Here is a 17,776-nt window from a genome sequence, read left to right as displayed (position 1 = left end):
CTCAGAAGCTAGTCCCACTGAGGCATTTAGGATCCAACTCCAACACCTTGGTTTTATTTTCCTCGCTGATATAGCGGATCTCTGTATTCGGTGCCACGCTGATTTTGCTTAGCAAACGAGAGTGGTTGAGAATCTTAAGCTCTCTGCCCCGGATAGTCAGGTCTCCGTCATGCTGAATTCGCCCCAGAACCCTGGATACGGTTTCAACTGCAAGTCCCAGATGGTTGGCAATGTCGGTCCGGTTCATGGGGAGGCGGAAGTAGAGCGCAGAAAGTTTTCGGTCGGCGTACCGCTGGGACAAATCCAGAAGGAAGCTGATTATCCTTTCTTCCGCTGTATACCGGGTTAAACGAATCGCGAGCTGTTCGACGTTATTAAGCTCCCGACTCATGAGTTTCAGTAAGGAGTGTATAAAATCTGGCTTTGCGCTGGCTCGCTGCTCAAGGTATTCGATTGGAATTTTGCATACCATGCTTCTTTCCATGGCGATTGCAGTGCTGGGGAAGCTTCCTCTGAAGACGCCCTCCCAACCGAAGACCTCTCCCGGGAGGTAAAAACCGATAATTCGTTCATTACCCTGAGCGTCTACGTTTACGATTTTTACAGAGCCGCTCTTGACGATGTAACAGGCAGAAGAGCAGGCACTCTGGCTAAAGATGCGCTGCCCCCGCACGTAGATGGCTTCATGCCTGCTAATATCTTTAACCTTATTTCCACGCACTGCCTCTGAAAGCTTTGCTGCAATGCAGTGATGGGACTGGTGGCACTCCTTACAACTGCTCCGTTCAATACTCATATTGTTTTCAGCCGGTTATCAATCCATGAAATTCGGGTTATAAACGTATAACTTTAAAAATAGATGAATTCCAAAGATACGACCAATATCGATCTCTAATAAACCGGTAATCTGATATAAGCGGGCTGTCCTCACTGCTTTATAAAGTACAGCCTGACAAAGGAGTGCCAGCGTCTCAGGCCACTTCCTGCAATGCATTTGGCCTGCAAATTTTCTGAAGAGTCTCAAGAACTTCGTCCGACGTCAGACTGTCACCCTTCCGTCGCTTGGCTGCGACCTTAGTGTGATCGACGATGTCCTTCAGGCTTACCATGCCCACCAGGTGTTGTTCTGAGTCAACAACCGGCATGCGGCGGACCTTGTTCTCACTCATCTCCTGCAGTACCGCGTGAATATCATCTTCGGATTGACAGTAATGGCACGACTGGGAACCGGTCAGCTCATCGGCCCGGATGTCCCAGAGCGGGCGATGTTTCAGTGCTGCAGCGATGGCAATGTCCCTATCCGTGATAACGCCTTTGAGTTTTTCCTCGTCGTCTACAACAGGCACAATGCCCAGGTCATCTGTCCACATTGCGTTCGCGAGCTCCTCAAGCGTCGCATTGTGGGAAAAGCTTTTTGCACCCTTGTGCATTATATTTTCGACTTGCATGTTCCATCCTCCCTGTGGCTACTGGTTCAGAATATATCCGCCTCATGGTATTTTCGTGATTCAGATCAAAGTTTGTGCTCCTGAGCGCTCAGGGCATTACTTCGGGTAACCTGTAATGTCGCGTATTTTCTGGTAAAGCGGTTGGAGCCGCGGGTACATCTGCAGGTACACCTCTGAATAGAGCCTTTCATAAAGCGCCCGGGTTTCAGGCTTCGGATAGAAGATATCTCCAACCCGGGTCATTGCAGCAACGGCGGTCGGGAAGTCCGGATGCAGTCCCAGCCCGACGGATGCATCTATGGCTGCGCCGAGCCCCGAAGTTTCATAGGTATGTGGGCGCTCGGCCGGCAGGCCAAAAACGTCTGCTGTGAGCTGCATGGCTGCATCGCTTTGGGAACCGCCGCCAGCGACTCTCAAGGTCCTGATTTTGACGCCACTTCGCTTTTCTATCTTTTCCTTTCCCTCCCGAAGGGCATAGGCCAGTCCTTCCAGAATGGCCCGGTACATGTGTGCGCGTGTGTGGACATCGCCGAATCCAATGATTGATCCTTTGGCTTCGGGGCCGGGCTGCCTGACTCCCGGCGACCAATAGGGCTGGAGCATGAGTCCCATGGAGCCTGCCGGAACGGAATTCACCAGTTCGTCAAAAAGCGCTTCCGGTTCTATGTCTCGCTGTTCAGCGATTCTTTGTTCCCGGAGACCGAATTCCCGCTTGAACCAGCTCACCATCCAGAACCCCCGGTAAATCATCACTTCTGCAGAGTATCGGCCCGGCAGTGCGGAGGGGTATGGGGGCATCAGCCGTATTGGCTCGACATAACGCTCGCTGGTGGTGTTAATGGTTGCGGTTGTCCCGTAGCTCATACAGCCCACGTCCGGAGTCAGACCGCCGGACCCCAGAATCTCGCAGGCCTTGTCCGAAGCCGCGGCAATGACGGGCAGGCCCACCGGAAGCCCGAGGTGGTGGGCGGCTTCAGTGGTCAGGTTACCAAGGGTTTCAGACGGTTCTACGAGCTCAGGCAGCATGTCCCGCGTGACCGGCATGGTCTGCCATTTGAAATCCCTGGGCCTGGCCCATTGGTGCCTACGATAATCAAACGGGAGGTAACCGACCTGGCTACCGGTTGAGTCCCGGAACTGGCCCGTCAACCGGTAATTCAGGTAGCCGGAAAGCAACAGGAAATGGCGTGTCTTGTGCCAGATTTCCGGCTGATTCTGTTCAATCCAGTTGGCCTGGGTTTTTTCCCGGAAACGGTGAATCGTGTTTTCCAGTCTGGCCAGTTTAAAAAACCACCCCCAGGGCCCTTTCACGGGCCCCGTCACTCTGGCGTGCCTCTGGTCAAGCCAGATGATGGCCGGGCGCAGGGGCTTGCCATCGGCATCGAGGTTGATGACCGTACCCCTCTGCGTTGTTACGGTGATGCCAGCTACCCGGTCTGGGGCTGCCGATGAGTTTTCCCAGAGTAATTGGCAGGCTTTGCCCACGTTACCCCAGAAATACTCCGGATGCTGTTCGGCCCAACCGGGCTGCTCGGAAAAGTAAGGTTCTATCTCCTGTTTGCCTTTGCCGACCAGGTTGCCATGGGTGTCGAAAAGAAGTGCGCGAACGCTTTGTGTGCCGTTGTCGATGGCCAGAATCAGAGGATCAGGAGACATGGGTCTGCTCTCCGCCGGGCAGGGAGTAGGCGTTGTTTCTGATTTGAAGGTAACGCGCCTGTTCACCAAGCCACTTGTCGTCATCCCAGCCCAGCAGAGCTTGGCAGTGTCTCCGAAGTTCAGGAAGCAGAGACTCCGCGCCGTCAGGGACGGTGAGCCCAAGGCGAGTCCGCCTTAGCAGCAGATCATCGAGATGCTGAACATCTTCATACTTGCAGGCCCAGTAGATTTCCGCCCAGATCAGGTCATTGCCACTGCTGTCCGAATGGACCGGATTCAGTGGCCCGCAGCCGAGCAACGGCTCTATATCATGGCTATAATAGCCCTTCAGGCGCTTCCAGGTCAGGTGTCCGATCGTTTCTGGCCTCGGTATATCCGGCCCAGAGGTAAAAACCGGATGGTCAGGCGCTCGCAGCTTCTTTGTGGTGTTACCGTTTCGGAGCCCGCGGGTAAGGGCCTCGCGGGCGATCAGGCGGAAGGTGGTCAGTTTGCCCCCGGCAATACTGATTAGCCCGTTTTCCTCGCGCAATTCATGTTCCCTGTTTTCCCTGGAGGGTGCCTTGGCGGTCCCGTCGCTGACGACGGGCCGCACCCCGGCCCAGGTCGAAACAATGTCTTTTTCCGAAACACCGTAGCCCGGAAAGAGTTGATCGGCTATCTCCAGAAGATAGTCCACTTCGGCCCGTGAAATCGCTGGCTCAAGGTTGAGATCGCCGGAGTGATCAAGGTCTGTGGTGCCAAGAACAGTGGTTCCCTGCCAGGGAAACGCAAACACGGGGCGTTTGTCGTCGGGGTGGAGCAGTGAAACACAGCAGGACACCGGCAAGCGGCCCCAGGGCAACACAAGGTGACTGCCCCGGAGCGGGCGAATCGTTATCTTCGTGCCGGGCTGTTCCGCAGGTTGGAACTGATTGGCCCAGACACCGGTCGCGTTGATCACGAGCGGCCCCGATGCGCTGAATGGGTGGTTTTCCCCTTCGGCCTGGAGGGTAACGCCTGTAACCCGTTCCCCGTGGCGTTCTACTGAGAGCGCCTTGACGTAGTTGACGCAAAGGGCGCCATCCCGGCGCGCCTCGGCAATGAGTTTCTGTACCAGTCGGGCATCGTCTGCAACCGCGTCTGTAAATCCGCTGGCGCCGGCGAGATTGTCGGAGGCCAGTCCAGGTACCCATAGGCTGGCTTCCCCTGGGGTCAGGAGTTGTCTGGAGCGAAACCGTGAAATTCGGTCGTAAATTCGAAGTAGTAGCTGGAACAACCGTGGGCCGGGAAACTGATGCCGAAAATGGGGCATGATAAAGCGCAGTGGCTCAATTAGCCCCGGTGCTTCGTTCAGCAATCGCTGGCGCTCACGCACCGCATCCCTGGCCAGGGCGTAATGCCCACTGCTTAGATAGCGGAGCCCTCCGTGAACCATTTTGGATGACCGGCTCGAGGTTCCCCAGGCGAAATCCTTTTGTTCTACCAACAGTGTTTTCAGGCCACTGCCGGCTGCCTCCCTGGCGACGCCGGCACCGGTGATGCCGCCCCCGATGACAATGACATCGAAGTCCCGGTTATCGCTTTTTAGCTCAGCGAGTACGGCTGCTCGGTTAACGGCCATATTCATTCCACCAGCGTTTTCGGATTCAGAAGGGCATCAGGGTCAAAAGTCGCACACAGCGAACGGATGGCCAGCATGCCAAGCTCTCCCTTTTCCACGGGAAGAAAGGGCGCATGATCCTTGCCGACGCCGTGCTGGTGACTGATGGTGCCCCCGTTCTGGACAATAAGCTCGGAGGTGGTGTTTTTCAGGCTTCTCCAGCGCGAAAGAGTTTCTTCGTAGGTATCGGCGACGCGAAACACGTAGGTCGTGTAAATGCTGCAGCCCTGACCGTAGAAATGGGACAAGTGTGTGAATACGTGCGTTGACTCGTTTTTGTCCTTTAGCCCGTCGCGGAGGTTTTTCTCTATCAACTCGAGGAGGTTATCGACGTTATCCCAGTCGGTGGCGGTTTCCAGGGTGTCAACGGCGTAACCCATTTTCCAGAGTGCCTCCCTGAGATAGGGCATGGTGAATCGTTTCTCTGCCCATTTTTTACCAAGTCTGGTGCCGGTATAGACGCCCTTATATTCCGAGCAGATTTGCCGGACCTCTTTCACGGCCGCTTTGCATTGATGGCGGCTACCGGTCAGGCCAAACGTCATCATGCATTTTCCGCTACCAGCTCCACGGAGCGACAGGAAACTCTCGAGCAGGCCAATCAGGCGTGGATGACCCGCCAGTGCCAGCTGGGTTTCGGTCTCTGCGCCATTGCTGAGTCGTAGCATGGACAGCTGCGTGCGATTCTGAACCAGCTTTCGGCAGGCTGTGCGGGCCTGCTCCCAGTCGGGAAAAAAGAAAACGTGGAAGCTTTCCTGTTCTGGCAGGCGGCTGATCCGCACCTTCACTTCGGTGATCAGGCCCAGGCGGCCCTCTGATCCCAGTATGAACTCCCGTAGGTCGGGGCCTGCGCTTGAGGCGGGAAAGGTGGGCAGGTCCCACGTGCCTTGAAGGGTTTCAATGGAACCGCCGGCAAACAGTTGCTCAATCCGGCCGTAGCGCAGTGACTGCTGGCCGCTGGAGCGTGAGGCTACCCATCCGCCGATCGTGGACAGTTCAAAGGATTGCGGGTAATGCCCAAGGGTATAGCCATGGGCACGAAGCTGGGACTCCACCAGAGGGCCTGGGGTGCCGGCGCCAAACGTCGCAATCTGACTTTCCCGGTTCAGGTCTGTCAGACGGTTCATATCGCTCATATCCACCGTTAGCACCGGGTTGTCGGCTTTGACCGGGTTGATGTGTCCTGCCACGCTGGTGCCGCCACCATAGGGGATCAGTTGAAGCGAGTGCCTTTTCGCAAACCGAAGCAGTTTTTGCACATCCCGACTGTTCCGGGGACGGGCGACGCCATCCGGGAACACTCCGATATTTCCGCTGCGCATGGCGAGCCAGTCGGCCAGGCTCTGGCCGCGGGCATGCCGTACCCGGGCTTCGGGACTGCAATCAATCAGCGGGGCTGCATCGCTATCGGCAGGCAGCCGGGAAGGCGGCACCGAGTCGCAGACCGTCGACAATGAAACGTCGGGGAGCGCCGGACTGGTGCCAATGCGGTCTGCGAGGAATGCGTGACCCTGATCGGGTAAAGCCATAGTGAAGTTGTCATCGCCCCAGCCATTCCAGCGTCGCATTCGGTTACTCCCTGATTATCAGCCAATTCCCGGCATTCTATAGGGTCTGATCTGTAAAGCGGTGTCGCTTGGCGCCATCGGGAATGTCATTTACCGCCATAGCCGGTTCAGGGGCGCAGGGACTCAGTGAGCCGTTTATTAAGTTCCTGCCAGCGTGAAAGCTTCTGCGCCTCACCGATACGAGTGCGTCGACCGCCTGCCTTGTTCATCCACAGGCCTTCACCATTAAAGCTGTAAACAGGTTCAAGATCAGGGCGTTGAGACGCTGGTTTAATGTCATTTATGAGGTTGTCAAGAATGAGCGGGTCGGCATCCGGTTCGGGGTACCAGGCCAGAACCATGTGCGCCTGATTCAGTTCCAGTGCCTTGACATAAACCACGCGTAGCTGGTCGTCGGGCACCCCCATGGATTTCAGGGTGAGGTATTTGGCAATGGAAAAATCCTCACAGTCGCCGCCGTTGGTGGTCAGAAGTTCCACCGGCGTGGCCCAGTAATCTTCCTCTCCCCAATGGCGGATATCGCTGACAAAGTTGATTCGGTTGAAGAAGGAGTTAACCAGCTTTATCTGGCGATCGACGGGGGCGTTTAACGCCAGTGCATGGAGGCGCTGCCAGTTTTCCAGTCGTTGGTGGGCTTCTGTTCCAAATCTTTCCTGTACGTAGTTCATTAGCCGGTTGCTAAGCTCCAGCGCACCAACCATGGCGGTGAAGAGCAAGAGCGCAGGCAGCAGGGAGGAGCGGCGTCTGAGTCTGGGAGCAGCCGTGACCATCACCGGCCTCAGTTATTGTTGTTCCGAAGGCGTTCCCTCAGTTGCTCAAGGCGCCTGCGAATTTCCTCACGACGCTGATCCTGGTCAACCGCGGAGGCGGGTGTCGATGAGGGGGAGGTGGCCGGTTGAGTCCCGGCGGAGGCTGGTTCGTTTTCCTCAATGTTGGAGGCGAAGGACATACCCGAGCGGTCTTCGGATTCGGGGAACAGCAGATTTTCGAGTTTGCCGCCACGCTCGATGATGACCCGGTTGGGGTAAACTGAACGGAGAGTCGCGTTTCCCGGAAGTTCATCGCCGACCAGGTAGGCCTCGGTGTTACGTTTGTCGTCTTCAATCAGGGCGCTGCCTGGAAACTCCCCACTGGCGGCAAGCACGCCCCGGAGATACAGGCGAAGGTTGGTCTCCGGCAGATTCTCGGTATCGATGGTTTCTTCGCTCGCACCTCTGGTAGCCTTGCCAAAAAGGTCCAGGGAGGACAGGTTAATTTGGGGTACCTGTTGCCCCGGGGGCGGAGCCAGCGAGCGTGTTTCGGTGCTTTCCTGGGTCATTTTCAGATTTTCCGCGCGCCAGAAACTATAACCCTGCCATGCTGTCACACTCAGCATGGCCGCTGCCGCAACAAGCGCCAGAAGCATTGGAAGCCGTTGGTTATCTAGGAGCATTGATTATCCTGAATGCAATTGGGGGCCGGGAAAAAGCCCACAGGTTATCAGACTGCAATGTTTAATTGGCAGTATAGTGTATAGAGTTATTCAGCGGTTCCATATCCTGTGGTAGCCTTTCAGAATTGATTGAATCGAAAAGAATTTCACGACGGGGACGACCTTGACCACAGAAACTGAACATCAGCAGCAGGATGCTCCGCTGGGCCGTCTACCTTTCACCTTTGCCAAACGTAATGGCGTTATTCTGACGCGTTCCGATAACGGTGATCCGGTCATTCTGATTCGCCCAGGTGCGTCTCATTCGGCGCTGGCAGAGGCGAACCGTATCAGTGGCGGCCAGGCCAGATTTTCGACAATTGAGCCGAGCCGGTTTGACCAGGCCCTGAATGCTGCCTATCAGAATGATTCAGCCGAAGCGATGCAGATGGTTGAGGGTATCGGCGATGATATGGACCTTGCATCACTGGCGGACTCCGTTCCTGAGACAGAGGATCTGCTCGAACAGGAAGACGATGCGCCGATCATCAGGCTTATCAACGCCATCCTTACCGAGGCGGTCAAGACCAGCGCTTCTGATGTGCATATTGAGACCTATGAAACGCGGCTCGTCGTTCGATTCCGCATTGATGGCGTTCTGAGGGAGGTCGTGCAACCGAAAAGGGCACTGGCGCCGCTGCTGGTATCTCGCATCAAGGTTATGGCCAAGCTGGATATTGCCGAAAAGCGGGTTCCTCAGGATGGCCGGATTGCGCTCCGTGTTGCGGGCCGTGAAGTGGATATCCGGGTATCGACCATGCCTTCCTCAAGCGGGGAGCGAGTAGTCTTGCGCTTGCTGGACAAACAGGCCGGAGCCATTCGCCTTGAATCTTTGGGTATGGAGGGCCGTGACCTTACCGTCCTTCGCAAGCTGATATACCGACCTTATGGGATTCTGCTGGTGACGGGTCCGACCGGTTCTGGTAAATCCACCACGCTTTACGCCGCTCTGCAGGAAATCAATGATCGCAGCCGTAACATCCTGACCGTTGAGGACCCGATTGAGTACAACTTGCCGGGTATTGGGCAGACACAAGTCAATGCCAAAGTTGATATGACGTTTGCCCGCGGTCTCAGGGCGATTCTTCGCCAGGACCCGGATGTCGTCATGATTGGTGAGATCCGGGACCTGGAAACAGCCGAAATTGCTGTTCAGGCAAGTCTGACCGGCCACCTGGTGCTATCCACTCTGCACACCAATACGGCCGTGGGTGCCATCACCCGGCTTATGGACATGGGGATCGAGCCGTTCCTTATATCATCCAGTATGGTGGGTATTGTTGCCCAGCGGCTGGTCAGGGTACTTTGCACAAAATGCCGTGAACCCTACACGCCAACGGCAGAGCATTGTGAATTCCTTCAGAAGGACCCGTCCACCCCCCCGACCATTTACCGTGCGGTCGGATGCGACCACTGCAACGATCTTGGTTACCGGGGACGCATTGGCATTTACGAAGTGGTGGAAATCACCAAAGAGATTAGCTCATTGATTCACAAGCGGGCGGGCGAGCTGGATCTGGAGCGGGAAGCACGCCTGCGTGGGCCCAGCATTCACGCTGACGGGGTGCAGAAAATTCTGGACGGTGTGACCACCGTGGAAGAGGTTCTTCGCGTCACCCACCGGAGTCAGTAACCATGCCCGCGTATGAGTATAAGGCTCTGGACGCCCGGGGCAAACAGAAGCAGGGCGTATTGGAGGCAGATGCGCCGCGTGCTGTGCGCCAGCAGCTTCGCGAAAAGGGTTTGACACCCCTGGCTGTTGAGCCCGCCGTCGAGCAGCGGACACGAGCGAACCCTCTCAGCAGCCGCGGCTCTCTGGCAGCCGCCGACCTGGCGCTGGTAACCCGGCAACTGTCCACGTTAATTCAGTCTGGTATTCCAATTGAACAGGCGCTTTCGGCTGCGGCGCAGCAAAACGCCAAACCCCGAATCCGCAGCATGCTGATCGCTATTCGAGCGAAGGTCATGGAAGGTTACAGCCTGGCCGACAGTCTTGGCGAGTTCCCCAAAGCCTTCCCGCGCCTCTATCGCTCGACCGTTGCGGCAGGTGAACATGCCGGACACCTGGACTTGGTGCTTAATCGGCTGGCGGACTACACGGAGGGACGGCAGGAAGCGAAACAGAAAATCCAGCTTGCAGCGATTTATCCGATTATTCTCAGTATTGTCGCCATTGCGATCGTGGTTTTTCTGCTGACTTATGTGGTTCCGGATATTATTGAGGTGTTTCTCAAGCAAGGTCAGGAGTTACCGACTCTGACCCGGGCCATGCTGGCGGTTTCGGACTTTCTGGCAAACTACGGTATTTACGTCGCCATCCTGTTGGTGATTGGCCTATTGGCCTTCCGGTTTGCGTTGAGCAAACCGGGTTTCCGTATGCGATTTCACAAACGGCTCCTGCACTTGCCGCTATTTTCAGGCATGGTCCGGGGTGTAAACACGGCCCGTTACGCCAGCACCCTGAGTATTCTGACGACCAGCGGCGTTCCGCTGGTAGAGGCCATGCGCATCGCCGGGGAAGTGCTCTCCAACGACTTTTTGCGCCGTGAGTTGCGTGACGCGGCACGGAAAGTCAGCGAGGGCGGGTCGCTCCATCGATCCCTGGATCAGACCGGTTACTTCCCACCCATGATGCTGCACATGATTGCCAGTGGTGAAGCCAGTGGCGAACTCGACAGCATGCTTGAGCGCACGGCCCGGATGCAGGAAAACACCCTGCAGTCGAAGATCGCGGCGATTGTCGGGTTATTCGAGCCGATGATGCTGCTGGTTATGGGCGGCGTGGTATTGATGATTGTAATGGCCATCATGTTGCCGATATTGAATATGAGCAACCTGGTGGGCTAGTAGCAACCGGATTTCAGGGACCTGTGTAATAAACGGAAGGATTCCAAGCCAATGACGAGTGAGACAATGAAGATTCGAAACATCAAAAAGCGGAAAGACAGCCGCGGCTTTACCCTGATCGAGATCATGGTGGTAATGGTTATCCTCGGGCTGCTGGTAGCTATTGTCGCCCCGAATATCATGGGGCGGAGTGATCAGGCCAAGGTAACGATTGCTGAAACCCAGCTAAAGAACATCCAGAGTGCCCTTGACCTATATCGCCTGGACAACAGCCAGTACCCGTCCACCCAACAGGGGCTTGAAGCGCTGGTTTCCAAGCCAAGCGGTAGCCCGGAACCCAAGAACTGGAACCCGGATGGTTATCTCAAAAGTGTACCGGAGGACCCCTGGGGTGCTGAGTTCCAGTACATAAGCCCGGGTTCCGAGGGAGCATATGACCTGTATTCCTACGGATCCGACGGCCAGGAAGGAGGGGACGGTGACGCCTCTGATATCAGCGTCTGGAACACCGAGGGCTGATCTGTTTTGCGACAAAGGAGCCGCCAGGCCGGTTTCACGCTGATAGAAATACTGGTCGTCCTGATTATAGTCGGGCTGCTGGCGGCGCTTGCCGTGTTCAGTATGGGAGGCAGTTCCCAACAGCGGGAATTGGAGAATGAAATTCGTGAGCTCTACCTGCTGATGCAGACCGCGTCTGAGCAAGCGGTTCTGAATAACCTCGAAATGGGGCTGCAGTTTACGGAAGAAGGATACCAGTTCGTGGCGTTTCATGATGAGACCGGCGAATGGAGAAGCTCAGGAGAGCGGATGTTCCGGCCCAGAAACTTTCCTGACTGGCTGGTGGCAACCCGGTTCATCGAAAATGACGCACCCAGGCTGGCCACTGCGGAAGACAAGTTATTGCCCGACGTCGTGTTTTTTTCAAGCGGTGAAACGACGCCCTTTGAACTTGAATTTACAGTGGGTCGAAACAGCGATTACGCCCATGTGATTGCTTCTGATGGAGTATCCCCCATGGAGTGGCGACGGCCCGGCGACGGAGACCAGCGGTGAGGGGGGAGAAGGGCTTTACGCTGATTGAAGTGCTGGTCGCACTGCTGGTTTTCGGTCTTATCGCCGCGGCCTCAGCCCAGGTTGGCAGCCAGTACATTTCCAGTTACGAGAGAATCCGGGACAAAACGCTTGCTGGCTGGATCGCCGATAATCGGATTAATGAGATTCGGCTCGCAGAAAACCTGCCGGGGATATCAGAAACCTCTCGGGATACCGATTACGGGTCCTATCGTTGGAAAGTTACGGCGAAGGTGACAGCGACCAGCGAGCCAACCATGCGGCGCATTGAGGTCACTGTAGCCCGTTATCGTGGCGACCGATCCGAACCGGTTCCGGTGCATACATTGTCTGCATTCGTCGGTGAAAACTGATGGCTATTCCCTCTCGCATAACGGTTCGCAGACAAGGCGGGTTTACCCTCATGGAAGTTCTGATCGCCGTTACCATAACGGCGGTTATAGGATTGGGGGTCTGGCAGGTGATTAACGGAGTGGTCAGGTCCAGGGATCGGGTAAACGATGTGGCAGAGGCTTTTGATGGGCTTCAACGCACCATGCTGCTGCTCGAACGGGACATCATCCAGATTGTCAATCGTCCCGCCAGGGATATCTACGGTGATTTCCAGCCGGCCTTGACCTCCCGGCAGGATGATTTCGCGCTGTTGCTGACGCACCAGGGCTGGCGGAATCCGCTTGGTCTCCGGCGAAGTGAGCTGCAACGGGTTGGTTGGGAATTTACGGGCAGCGAATTGCGCCGGCGTTATTGGGCTGCTGTTGATCAGGGGCAGGAGGACAATAGCGAAGATGTCCTGTTGTTGAGGGGGGTCACCGCGTTTGATGTCCGGTTCCTGAGCGGTCAGCGAAACTGGCAGCCCCAGTGGCCCACGGATGAGACATTGGCAGCTTTGAGCCCGGGCAGTCGTCCTGATATAAAACTACCGATTGGTGTCGAAATCACCCTCGAACACGAAACCTTCGGAACGCTGGTACGAACCTTCGCCCTGCCAGACTTTGATCCGGAAGAGGCTCAGAGTGTGGTGAATCAGGCGAACGAAGCTGGCAGTCCGACAGATGAAGAGGAACAGTCGGAGCAAGGGGGCAACCAGCCATGAGTGGTCAGCGCCTCCACCACGCCTGTCGCCGTGAGCACGGCGTCGCCTTGATCATGGTTTTGCTGGCCATGGCGTTGATGGTCATTCTGGCGGCCGGCATGACCCAGCAGCAAAGTATCCGGGTCTTCAAAGCCGGTCACTACCTTGCCCAGCAACAGGGAGGGAGTATTGCTCTGGGGGCCGAGGCCTTCGCCCGTCGGATTCTGGTGACGGATTTCGAGGAAGACAAAGAAGACAACCAGATGGTGGACAGCCTTGATGAGTTCTGGGCCGCGAATGCTGCCATTCTTCCTCTGGACGACAACGGTGTTGCGGAGGTCCAGATTGACGACCTTGGCGGACGGATCAACCTTAATGACCTGGTTTCCGGCAATGGTCAGGTGGATACCCTCACCAAAGAGCGGCTGACTCGTCTTCTGGCGGCACTGGATGTCACGACGATCACTGTGGATTCCCTGATCGACTGGATTGATACTGATGACCAGACCGTCAGTGCCTATGGGGCCGAGGACGGACAATACCTGATGGCGGATCCCGGGTACCGTACAGGCAATCAGCCTTTTGTCAGCATCACGGAGTTGCGACTCATTGAAGGTATGACCGAAGAAGCCTATCAGGCTCTGACGCCTCATGTTGCGGCGCTCCCGGTGAGTGGCGTTGGTGTCAACGTCAACACCGCCACGGTGGCTGTGATCCGTTCTTTAAGTGATGAACTGACGGAAGCCCAGGCAGCATCTATTATTGAAAAACGGGAGGAAGAGCCTTTCGAAAACCTTCAGGACTTTCTGGCATTGCCGGAATTTTCCGGTCTGGGTCTAAAGTCTGCAGGGCTAGGCCTGCAAACCCGTTTTTTTGAAGTTGTTTCAAGGATTACCTACGATAATCGTGTCGTAAATATGGTCAGCACCGTTTTCCGTAACCCGGAAGGTGAGGTCCGGACAGTCCAGAGGGATACCGGACAGAAAAACAGAATCACCAAAGAGCCCTATACTATTTCAGAAGGATAACCATGTCTTATCGCCTTTACGTGAGGCCTGTTCCTCCGTTTACGGATCCTGACCAGAACCCCGAAGCGCAACTTTTCAACTGGGTTTTGCACGATGCCAGTGGGGACGCCCAGGCGCGTGGTATTGGCGATACTCGTGATGCAATCGAGCAGACACTGGGACAAAACGCCCTCGATAATGTATTGCTGATTGGCCTGATCCCCGGCGATGAGGCATTGTTCTGCGTCGCCGACATTCCGGCCAAGCAAAGCCGGTTTATCAACCAGGCTCTGCCTTATGCGGTTGAAGAGCAGATCGCCCAGGACATTGATACCATCCATCTGGCTCTCGGGAGCCACACCGACGAAGGCTACCGGGTGGCCGCGATCGATCAGGAGCGGATGGCGCAGTGGGTGTCACTGTTCAGCGGTTGGGAGTATGTCAGGCTTGACGCACTGTATCCGGATGCCGCACTGCTTCCGATAACCAATGGCGGATGGACGATTTGCCTTGCGGGGGCAACAGCGTTAATCGTGAGCGACCGGGGCGAATGGCTGAGCCTGCAATCCGACAACCTGGGTATGTTTGCACATACCATGGCAGTTGCGCCCTCCGATGACGTGGTGGCCGAGGTGCCAGTGACGCTTTACGCCACGGAAGAAGAGTTTGAAATCCAGCAAACGGCGATCAGTGAGCTTATTGCTCCCGGCCGGCTTGCCGTCAGTCGCAAGGCGCTGGAGCTAATGCCGCTGGAGCTGCTGGCCCATGCCCATCATTTCCACCTGTGCCAGCCCGTCAACCTTTGCCAGGGACGCTATTCGACCAGATCGAACAAAGCGAATCCGTTCAAGCCATGGAAACCCCTGATCGCTGTTGCCGCGGTATGGTTTGCCATTCAGGTGGCGCTGGAAGTGGGTATGGGGTTTTATTATCAGCAACAGGCGGATGAACTGGAACAAAAAGCCATGGCCATTTATCAGGAGGCGTTCCCCGGTGACCGCAAGACAAATGCGGGGAGGGTTCGAAGAGTGCTCGAAGGGCAGATGAGGGTGGCTGGCTCTCAAGGTCCCGAGGCGGATTTTATTACGCTTATGAAATACACCGGCCAGCAGTACTCCCAGTTACCGGGGGCCGGCTCGGTGAGTTTCAATTCGGTGAACTACAGCCGTGCCCGGGGCGAACTTGTGGTGGATGTTCGGGCAGACACCTATGACAGGCTGAGTGCATTGCGTAATGGCCTGGCCGGTCAGGGACTTGATGCACAGATTGGATCGGTGGTGAATGAATCCAGTGGCGCCCGCGGTCGCCTGACGGTATCGGGAGGTTGATGGCATGTTAACCAGACTCAAGGACCAGCCATCAGTCGGTAAACTGATTGCCCAGTATGATCAGTTGCCCAGGCGGGATCAGCAGGCAGTCACCGTGCTTGCGATTGCGATCTTTCTGGGAATTCTCTATTTCGCTGTGTGGCAGCCGGTGTCCGCGTTCAATGATCAGGCGGCCAGCTCAAGGGAAAATGCGAGCGAACTGCTGGCCTGGATGCAATCGAATGAGGCGGCGATCAAGCGGCTTGGGACGGCCGGTGGATCTTCAGACACCGGCTCGGTGAACAAGCCTGCGAATGGTCGTGCACTCATGGCGTTGGTCACCAGCTCGGCCCGCGATGCAGGGCTGTCTTTGCAGCGTTTTGAGCCAAGCGGAGAAGATGCTATTCGTGTATGGCTTGAGGGGGCCCCCTTTGCTGACGTGGCCGCCTGGCTCGAAGGACTGAAAAGTGATCATGGCATAATCATTGACCAGGCAGCCATGGACAGGGCCAGTGAACCGGGGCGTGTCTCTGTGCGTTTGACACTGACGATCTGATACTGAACAACAGTTCCCGGGGCTGCCTCCCCGGACTGATGCAGGAGAGGAAAGTGATGAGTGACGGCAACGACAACAAAAACAAACCCGAGCCGGTCATCGTTCGCCTGGATACAGGTGCGACCAACGAGGCCAAATCCATTCTCTACCACGCCTATCGGAACGAACCTACGTTCCAGTATCTGTTTGACCATAGGCGTGCCGGCTATGATCAGCGGGTAAGAGCGACGATCCGGGAGTTGATTGACCTGTATTTCGGCCTGGAACAGGACGCGGTAGGTGTAATGGTTGATGACACCCTGGTGGCTGTGGCCTTTATTGGTGACCCCGAATTACGTATGAATCTGGCTGATCAGTTGAGCTGGCGCATTCGTATGGTGCTTACGACCGGTTTCGCATCGACCCGGCGGTACCTTGATTACCATGAAAAAATTCGGAATATGTTGCCCCAGCCACTGGCGCACCAGCTTCCTCTTATGGGAGTGAATCCCAAGTATCAGAACCGTGGTTATGGACGGCTGTTGCTGAAAGCGGTTGAGAAACTGTGCTCGGAAAATCCGAGAGGCAGCGGGCTGGTGCTGGATACCGGGAACAACCGTTATCTGCCATTTTATGAGTCGGAGGGCTTCCGCAGCCTGGGTAAGATCCGCTTGGGCGATTTTGAGGATCACGTGCTGTTCAGGGAAGTTTATCCTGAAGAGAAAGCGGCCGCCCCGGCCCAGAACTGAATTCCAGATAAACAACAGGAGACACTGTGTCTGACAACCTGGATTATGATCTTATTGTAATTGGCGCCGGTTCCGGGGGCGTCCGCCTGGCAAGAATGTCCGCTCAGCGCGGTGCGAGGGTTGCGATTGTTGAGTCCCGGTATCTGGGAGGCACATGTGTCAACGTGGGTTGTGTGCCCAAGAAACTGTTTGTATACGGGGCTCATGTCCATGATGAGTTGGAGGACGCCGCCGGTTATGGCTGGAGCGTTCCGCTGGAGAATGTCAGCTTTGATTGGCCGACCCTTGTTGCTAACAAGAACGCCGAGATAGAGCGACTGAACGGAATCTACGGAAAGTTGCTGGAAAACGCCGGCGTAACAGTGATCGAAGGAACTGCGGCTTTCAGGGACGACCACACGGTTGTTGTCGGTGATCAGCGCTACACCGCGCATCATATAACGGTGGCGACAGGGAGCTGGCCGGTGGTTCCCGATGTCCCCGGCAAGGAGTGCATCCTGACGTCCAACGAGATGTTTTACCTGCCGCAATTACCAAAACAGGCTGTTGTCTGGGGGGGCGGTTATATTGCGGTAGAGTTTGCCGGCATTCTGGCAGGCCTCGGGGTAGAAACCACCTTGCTTTACCGGGGGGACCTGTTCCTTCGTGGATTCGACCGCGATATCAGGACGTTTACCGAGCAGGAGATGCGCAAAAAAGGTGTAAACCTCAGGTTCGGCGTTACCATTGAATCCATTGAAACAGAGGGGGGCCATTACCGGGTCAACCTGAATAACGGAGAAACCATGGACACCGGGCTGGTGATGGCCGCCACCGGCCGGAGAGCGCTTGTCGATGGGCTTGGCCTGACGGATCTGGGGGTCCAGTTAAGCGCATCCGGGCATGTGGTTGTGGATGACCACTTCCAGACAGCTGTGCCCTCCATAACTGCGCTCGGCGATGTGATTGGCACCCCGCAATTAACCCCGGTGGCGCTGGCTCAAGCAATGGTTTTGTCCCGCCGGCTGTTCGGTGACGGGCAAGGCGAAATGGACTATTCGGCGATTCCAACGGCGGTGTTTTGCCAGCCCAACATCGGCACGGTGGGTTTGACGGAAGAGGAAGCCCGTGAGGCAGGGCATCGTTTACGAATTTACCGGTCAGAATTCCGTCCGATGAAGTACACCTTGAGCGGGCGGGACGAGCGTAGCCTGATGAAGTTGGTTGTCGATGATGGGACGGATAAAGTACTTGGCGCCCATATGGTGGGGCCTGATGCCGGTGAGATCACCCAGGGCCTTGCGGTGGCCATCAAAGCCGGCGCCACCAAGGCACAGTTTGACGCCACCCTGGGGATTCATCCGACCTCCGCAGAGGAGTTTGTTACCATGAGGGAGCCGGTAGCCTGAGCCGATTCCGGGAGGGGC

18 protein-coding genes are annotated in these 17,776 nt (G+C 56.2%); 11 read left to right on the top strand and 7 right to left on the bottom strand.

The features are described 5' to 3' along the window. Position 1: 1 nt before the first annotated feature. From BKP64_RS06240 to BKP64_RS06210, 7 genes are all read right to left on the bottom strand, one after another. Positions 2-796, bottom strand: a complete 795-nt coding sequence (locus BKP64_RS06240; protein WP_070967405.1) for a cyclic nucleotide-binding domain-containing protein — start codon at positions 794-796, stop codon at positions 2-4. A 175-nt stretch (positions 797-971) separates the two neighbouring features. Next, a complete protein-coding gene (locus tag BKP64_RS06235; protein ID WP_070967402.1) occupies positions 972-1,448 on the bottom strand; it encodes a CBS domain-containing protein in 477 nt (158 codons plus the stop codon). 96 nt (positions 1,449-1,544) lie between these two features. Next, positions 1,545-3,104, bottom strand: coding sequence for an FGGY-family carbohydrate kinase (locus tag BKP64_RS06230; protein ID WP_070967400.1), 1,560 nt, complete (start codon positions 3,102-3,104; stop codon positions 1,545-1,547). Then, complete coding sequence (locus BKP64_RS06225) at positions 3,094-4,704, bottom strand: glycerol-3-phosphate dehydrogenase/oxidase (protein WP_070967396.1); 1,611 nt, start codon at positions 4,702-4,704, stop codon at positions 3,094-3,096. The genes BKP64_RS06230 and BKP64_RS06225 overlap by 11 nt, the downstream gene beginning before the upstream one ends. Before the next feature lie 2 nt (positions 4,705-4,706). Continuing rightward, positions 4,707-6,311 (bottom strand): FAD-binding oxidoreductase, encoded by a 1,605-nt coding sequence (locus tag BKP64_RS06220; RefSeq protein ID WP_070967393.1) that lies wholly within the window; start codon positions 6,309-6,311, stop codon positions 4,707-4,709. Positions 6,312-6,418: 107 nt separating this feature from the next. Next, entirely contained in the window at positions 6,419-7,081 is a 663-nt protein-coding gene (locus tag BKP64_RS06215; protein ID WP_070967390.1) for a transglutaminase-like cysteine peptidase, read from the bottom strand. Positions 7,082-7,089: 8 nt separating this feature from the next. Beyond that, complete coding sequence (locus BKP64_RS06210; protein WP_070967387.1) at positions 7,090-7,743, bottom strand: type II secretion system protein N; 654 nt, start codon at positions 7,741-7,743, stop codon at positions 7,090-7,092. A 163-nt stretch (positions 7,744-7,906) separates the two neighbouring features. On the opposite strand from BKP64_RS06210, the gene gspE reads away from it, so the two are divergent. Genes gspE through gorA form a run of 11 tightly spaced genes read left to right on the top strand, consistent with a single transcriptional unit; the run spans position 7,907 to position 17,758 of the window. Next, a complete protein-coding gene (gene gspE / locus BKP64_RS06205; RefSeq protein ID WP_070967384.1) occupies positions 7,907-9,415 on the top strand; it encodes a type II secretion system ATPase GspE in 1,509 nt (502 codons plus the stop codon). A gap of 2 nt (positions 9,416-9,417) precedes the next feature. Beyond that, positions 9,418-10,629, top strand: a complete 1,212-nt coding sequence (gene gspF, locus BKP64_RS06200; RefSeq protein ID WP_070967381.1) for a type II secretion system inner membrane protein GspF — start codon at positions 9,418-9,420, stop codon at positions 10,627-10,629. A 51-nt stretch (positions 10,630-10,680) separates the two neighbouring features. Next, on the top strand, positions 10,681-11,148 hold the full coding sequence (gspG, locus tag BKP64_RS06195) for a type II secretion system major pseudopilin GspG (RefSeq protein ID WP_269466073.1): 468 nt from the start codon (positions 10,681-10,683) through the stop codon (positions 11,146-11,148). 6 nt (positions 11,149-11,154) lie between these two features. Then, entirely contained in the window at positions 11,155-11,682 is a 528-nt protein-coding gene (gene gspH, locus BKP64_RS06190) for a type II secretion system minor pseudopilin GspH (RefSeq protein WP_070967379.1), read from the top strand. Further along, entirely contained in the window at positions 11,679-12,053 is a 375-nt protein-coding gene (gene gspI / locus BKP64_RS06185) for a type II secretion system minor pseudopilin GspI (protein WP_070967376.1), read from the top strand. Before gspH ends, gspI begins: the two co-directional genes overlap by 4 nt. Then, a complete protein-coding gene (gene gspJ / locus BKP64_RS06180) occupies positions 12,053-12,793 on the top strand; it encodes a type II secretion system minor pseudopilin GspJ (protein ID WP_070967373.1) in 741 nt (246 codons plus the stop codon). The genes gspI and gspJ overlap by 1 nt, the downstream gene beginning before the upstream one ends. Then, complete coding sequence (gspK, locus tag BKP64_RS06175) at positions 12,790-13,800, top strand: type II secretion system minor pseudopilin GspK (protein ID WP_070967370.1); 1,011 nt, start codon at positions 12,790-12,792, stop codon at positions 13,798-13,800. Before gspJ ends, gspK begins: the two co-directional genes overlap by 4 nt. Positions 13,801-13,802: 2 nt before the next feature. Continuing rightward, on the top strand, positions 13,803-15,107 hold the full coding sequence (gene gspL, locus BKP64_RS06170; RefSeq protein WP_070967367.1) for a type II secretion system protein GspL: 1,305 nt from the start codon (positions 13,803-13,805) through the stop codon (positions 15,105-15,107). A gap of 4 nt (positions 15,108-15,111) precedes the next feature. Next, positions 15,112-15,642: a type II secretion system protein GspM gene (gene gspM / locus BKP64_RS06165; protein ID WP_070967364.1), complete on the top strand. Its 531-nt coding sequence runs from the start codon at positions 15,112-15,114 to the stop codon at positions 15,640-15,642. A gap of 56 nt (positions 15,643-15,698) precedes the next feature. After that, positions 15,699-16,370 carry a GNAT family N-acetyltransferase gene (locus BKP64_RS06160; RefSeq protein WP_070967363.1) on the top strand — a complete coding sequence of 224 codons (672 nt, stop codon included), beginning with the start codon at positions 15,699-15,701 and terminating at the stop codon, positions 16,368-16,370. A gap of 26 nt (positions 16,371-16,396) precedes the next feature. After that, on the top strand, positions 16,397-17,758 hold the full coding sequence (gene gorA, locus BKP64_RS06155) for a glutathione-disulfide reductase (protein WP_070967360.1): 1,362 nt from the start codon (positions 16,397-16,399) through the stop codon (positions 17,756-17,758). Positions 17,759-17,776: the final 18 nt, after the last annotated feature.

This window comes from Marinobacter salinus (assembly GCF_001854125.1).
Taxonomy (GTDB): Bacteria; Pseudomonadota; Gammaproteobacteria; order Pseudomonadales; family Oleiphilaceae; genus Marinobacter; species Marinobacter salinus.
This window is presented reverse-complemented; position numbering and strand designations above follow the sequence as displayed.

Coding starts and splice junctions, on each gene's coding strand:
- BKP64_RS06240 (WP_070967405.1), bottom strand. CDS start 796: ATGAGTATTGAACGGAGCAGTTGTAAGGAGTGCCACCAGTCCCATCAC.
- BKP64_RS06235 (WP_070967402.1), bottom strand. CDS start 1,448: ATGCAAGTCGAAAATATAATGCACAAGGGTGCAAAAAGCTTTTCCCAC.
- BKP64_RS06230 (WP_070967400.1), bottom strand. CDS start 3,104: ATGTCTCCTGATCCTCTGATTCTGGCCATCGACAACGGCACACAAAGC.
- BKP64_RS06225 (WP_070967396.1), bottom strand. CDS start 4,704: ATGGCCGTTAACCGAGCAGCCGTACTCGCTGAGCTAAAAAGCGATAAC.
- BKP64_RS06220 (WP_070967393.1), bottom strand. CDS start 6,311: ATGCGACGCTGGAATGGCTGGGGCGATGACAACTTCACTATGGCTTTA.
- BKP64_RS06215 (WP_070967390.1), bottom strand. CDS start 7,081: ATGGTCACGGCTGCTCCCAGACTCAGACGCCGCTCCTCCCTGCTGCCT.
- BKP64_RS06210 (WP_070967387.1), bottom strand. CDS start 7,743: ATGCTCCTAGATAACCAACGGCTTCCAATGCTTCTGGCGCTTGTTGCG.
- gspF (WP_070967381.1), top strand. CDS start 9,418: ATGCCCGCGTATGAGTATAAGGCTCTGGACGCCCGGGGCAAACAGAAG.
- gspG (WP_269466073.1), top strand. CDS start 10,681: ATGACGAGTGAGACAATGAAGATTCGAAACATCAAAAAGCGGAAAGAC.
- gspJ (WP_070967373.1), top strand. CDS start 12,053: ATGGCTATTCCCTCTCGCATAACGGTTCGCAGACAAGGCGGGTTTACC.
- gspK (WP_070967370.1), top strand. CDS start 12,790: ATGAGTGGTCAGCGCCTCCACCACGCCTGTCGCCGTGAGCACGGCGTC.
- gspL (WP_070967367.1), top strand. CDS start 13,803: ATGTCTTATCGCCTTTACGTGAGGCCTGTTCCTCCGTTTACGGATCCT.
- gspM (WP_070967364.1), top strand. CDS start 15,112: ATGTTAACCAGACTCAAGGACCAGCCATCAGTCGGTAAACTGATTGCC.
- BKP64_RS06160 (WP_070967363.1), top strand. CDS start 15,699: ATGAGTGACGGCAACGACAACAAAAACAAACCCGAGCCGGTCATCGTT.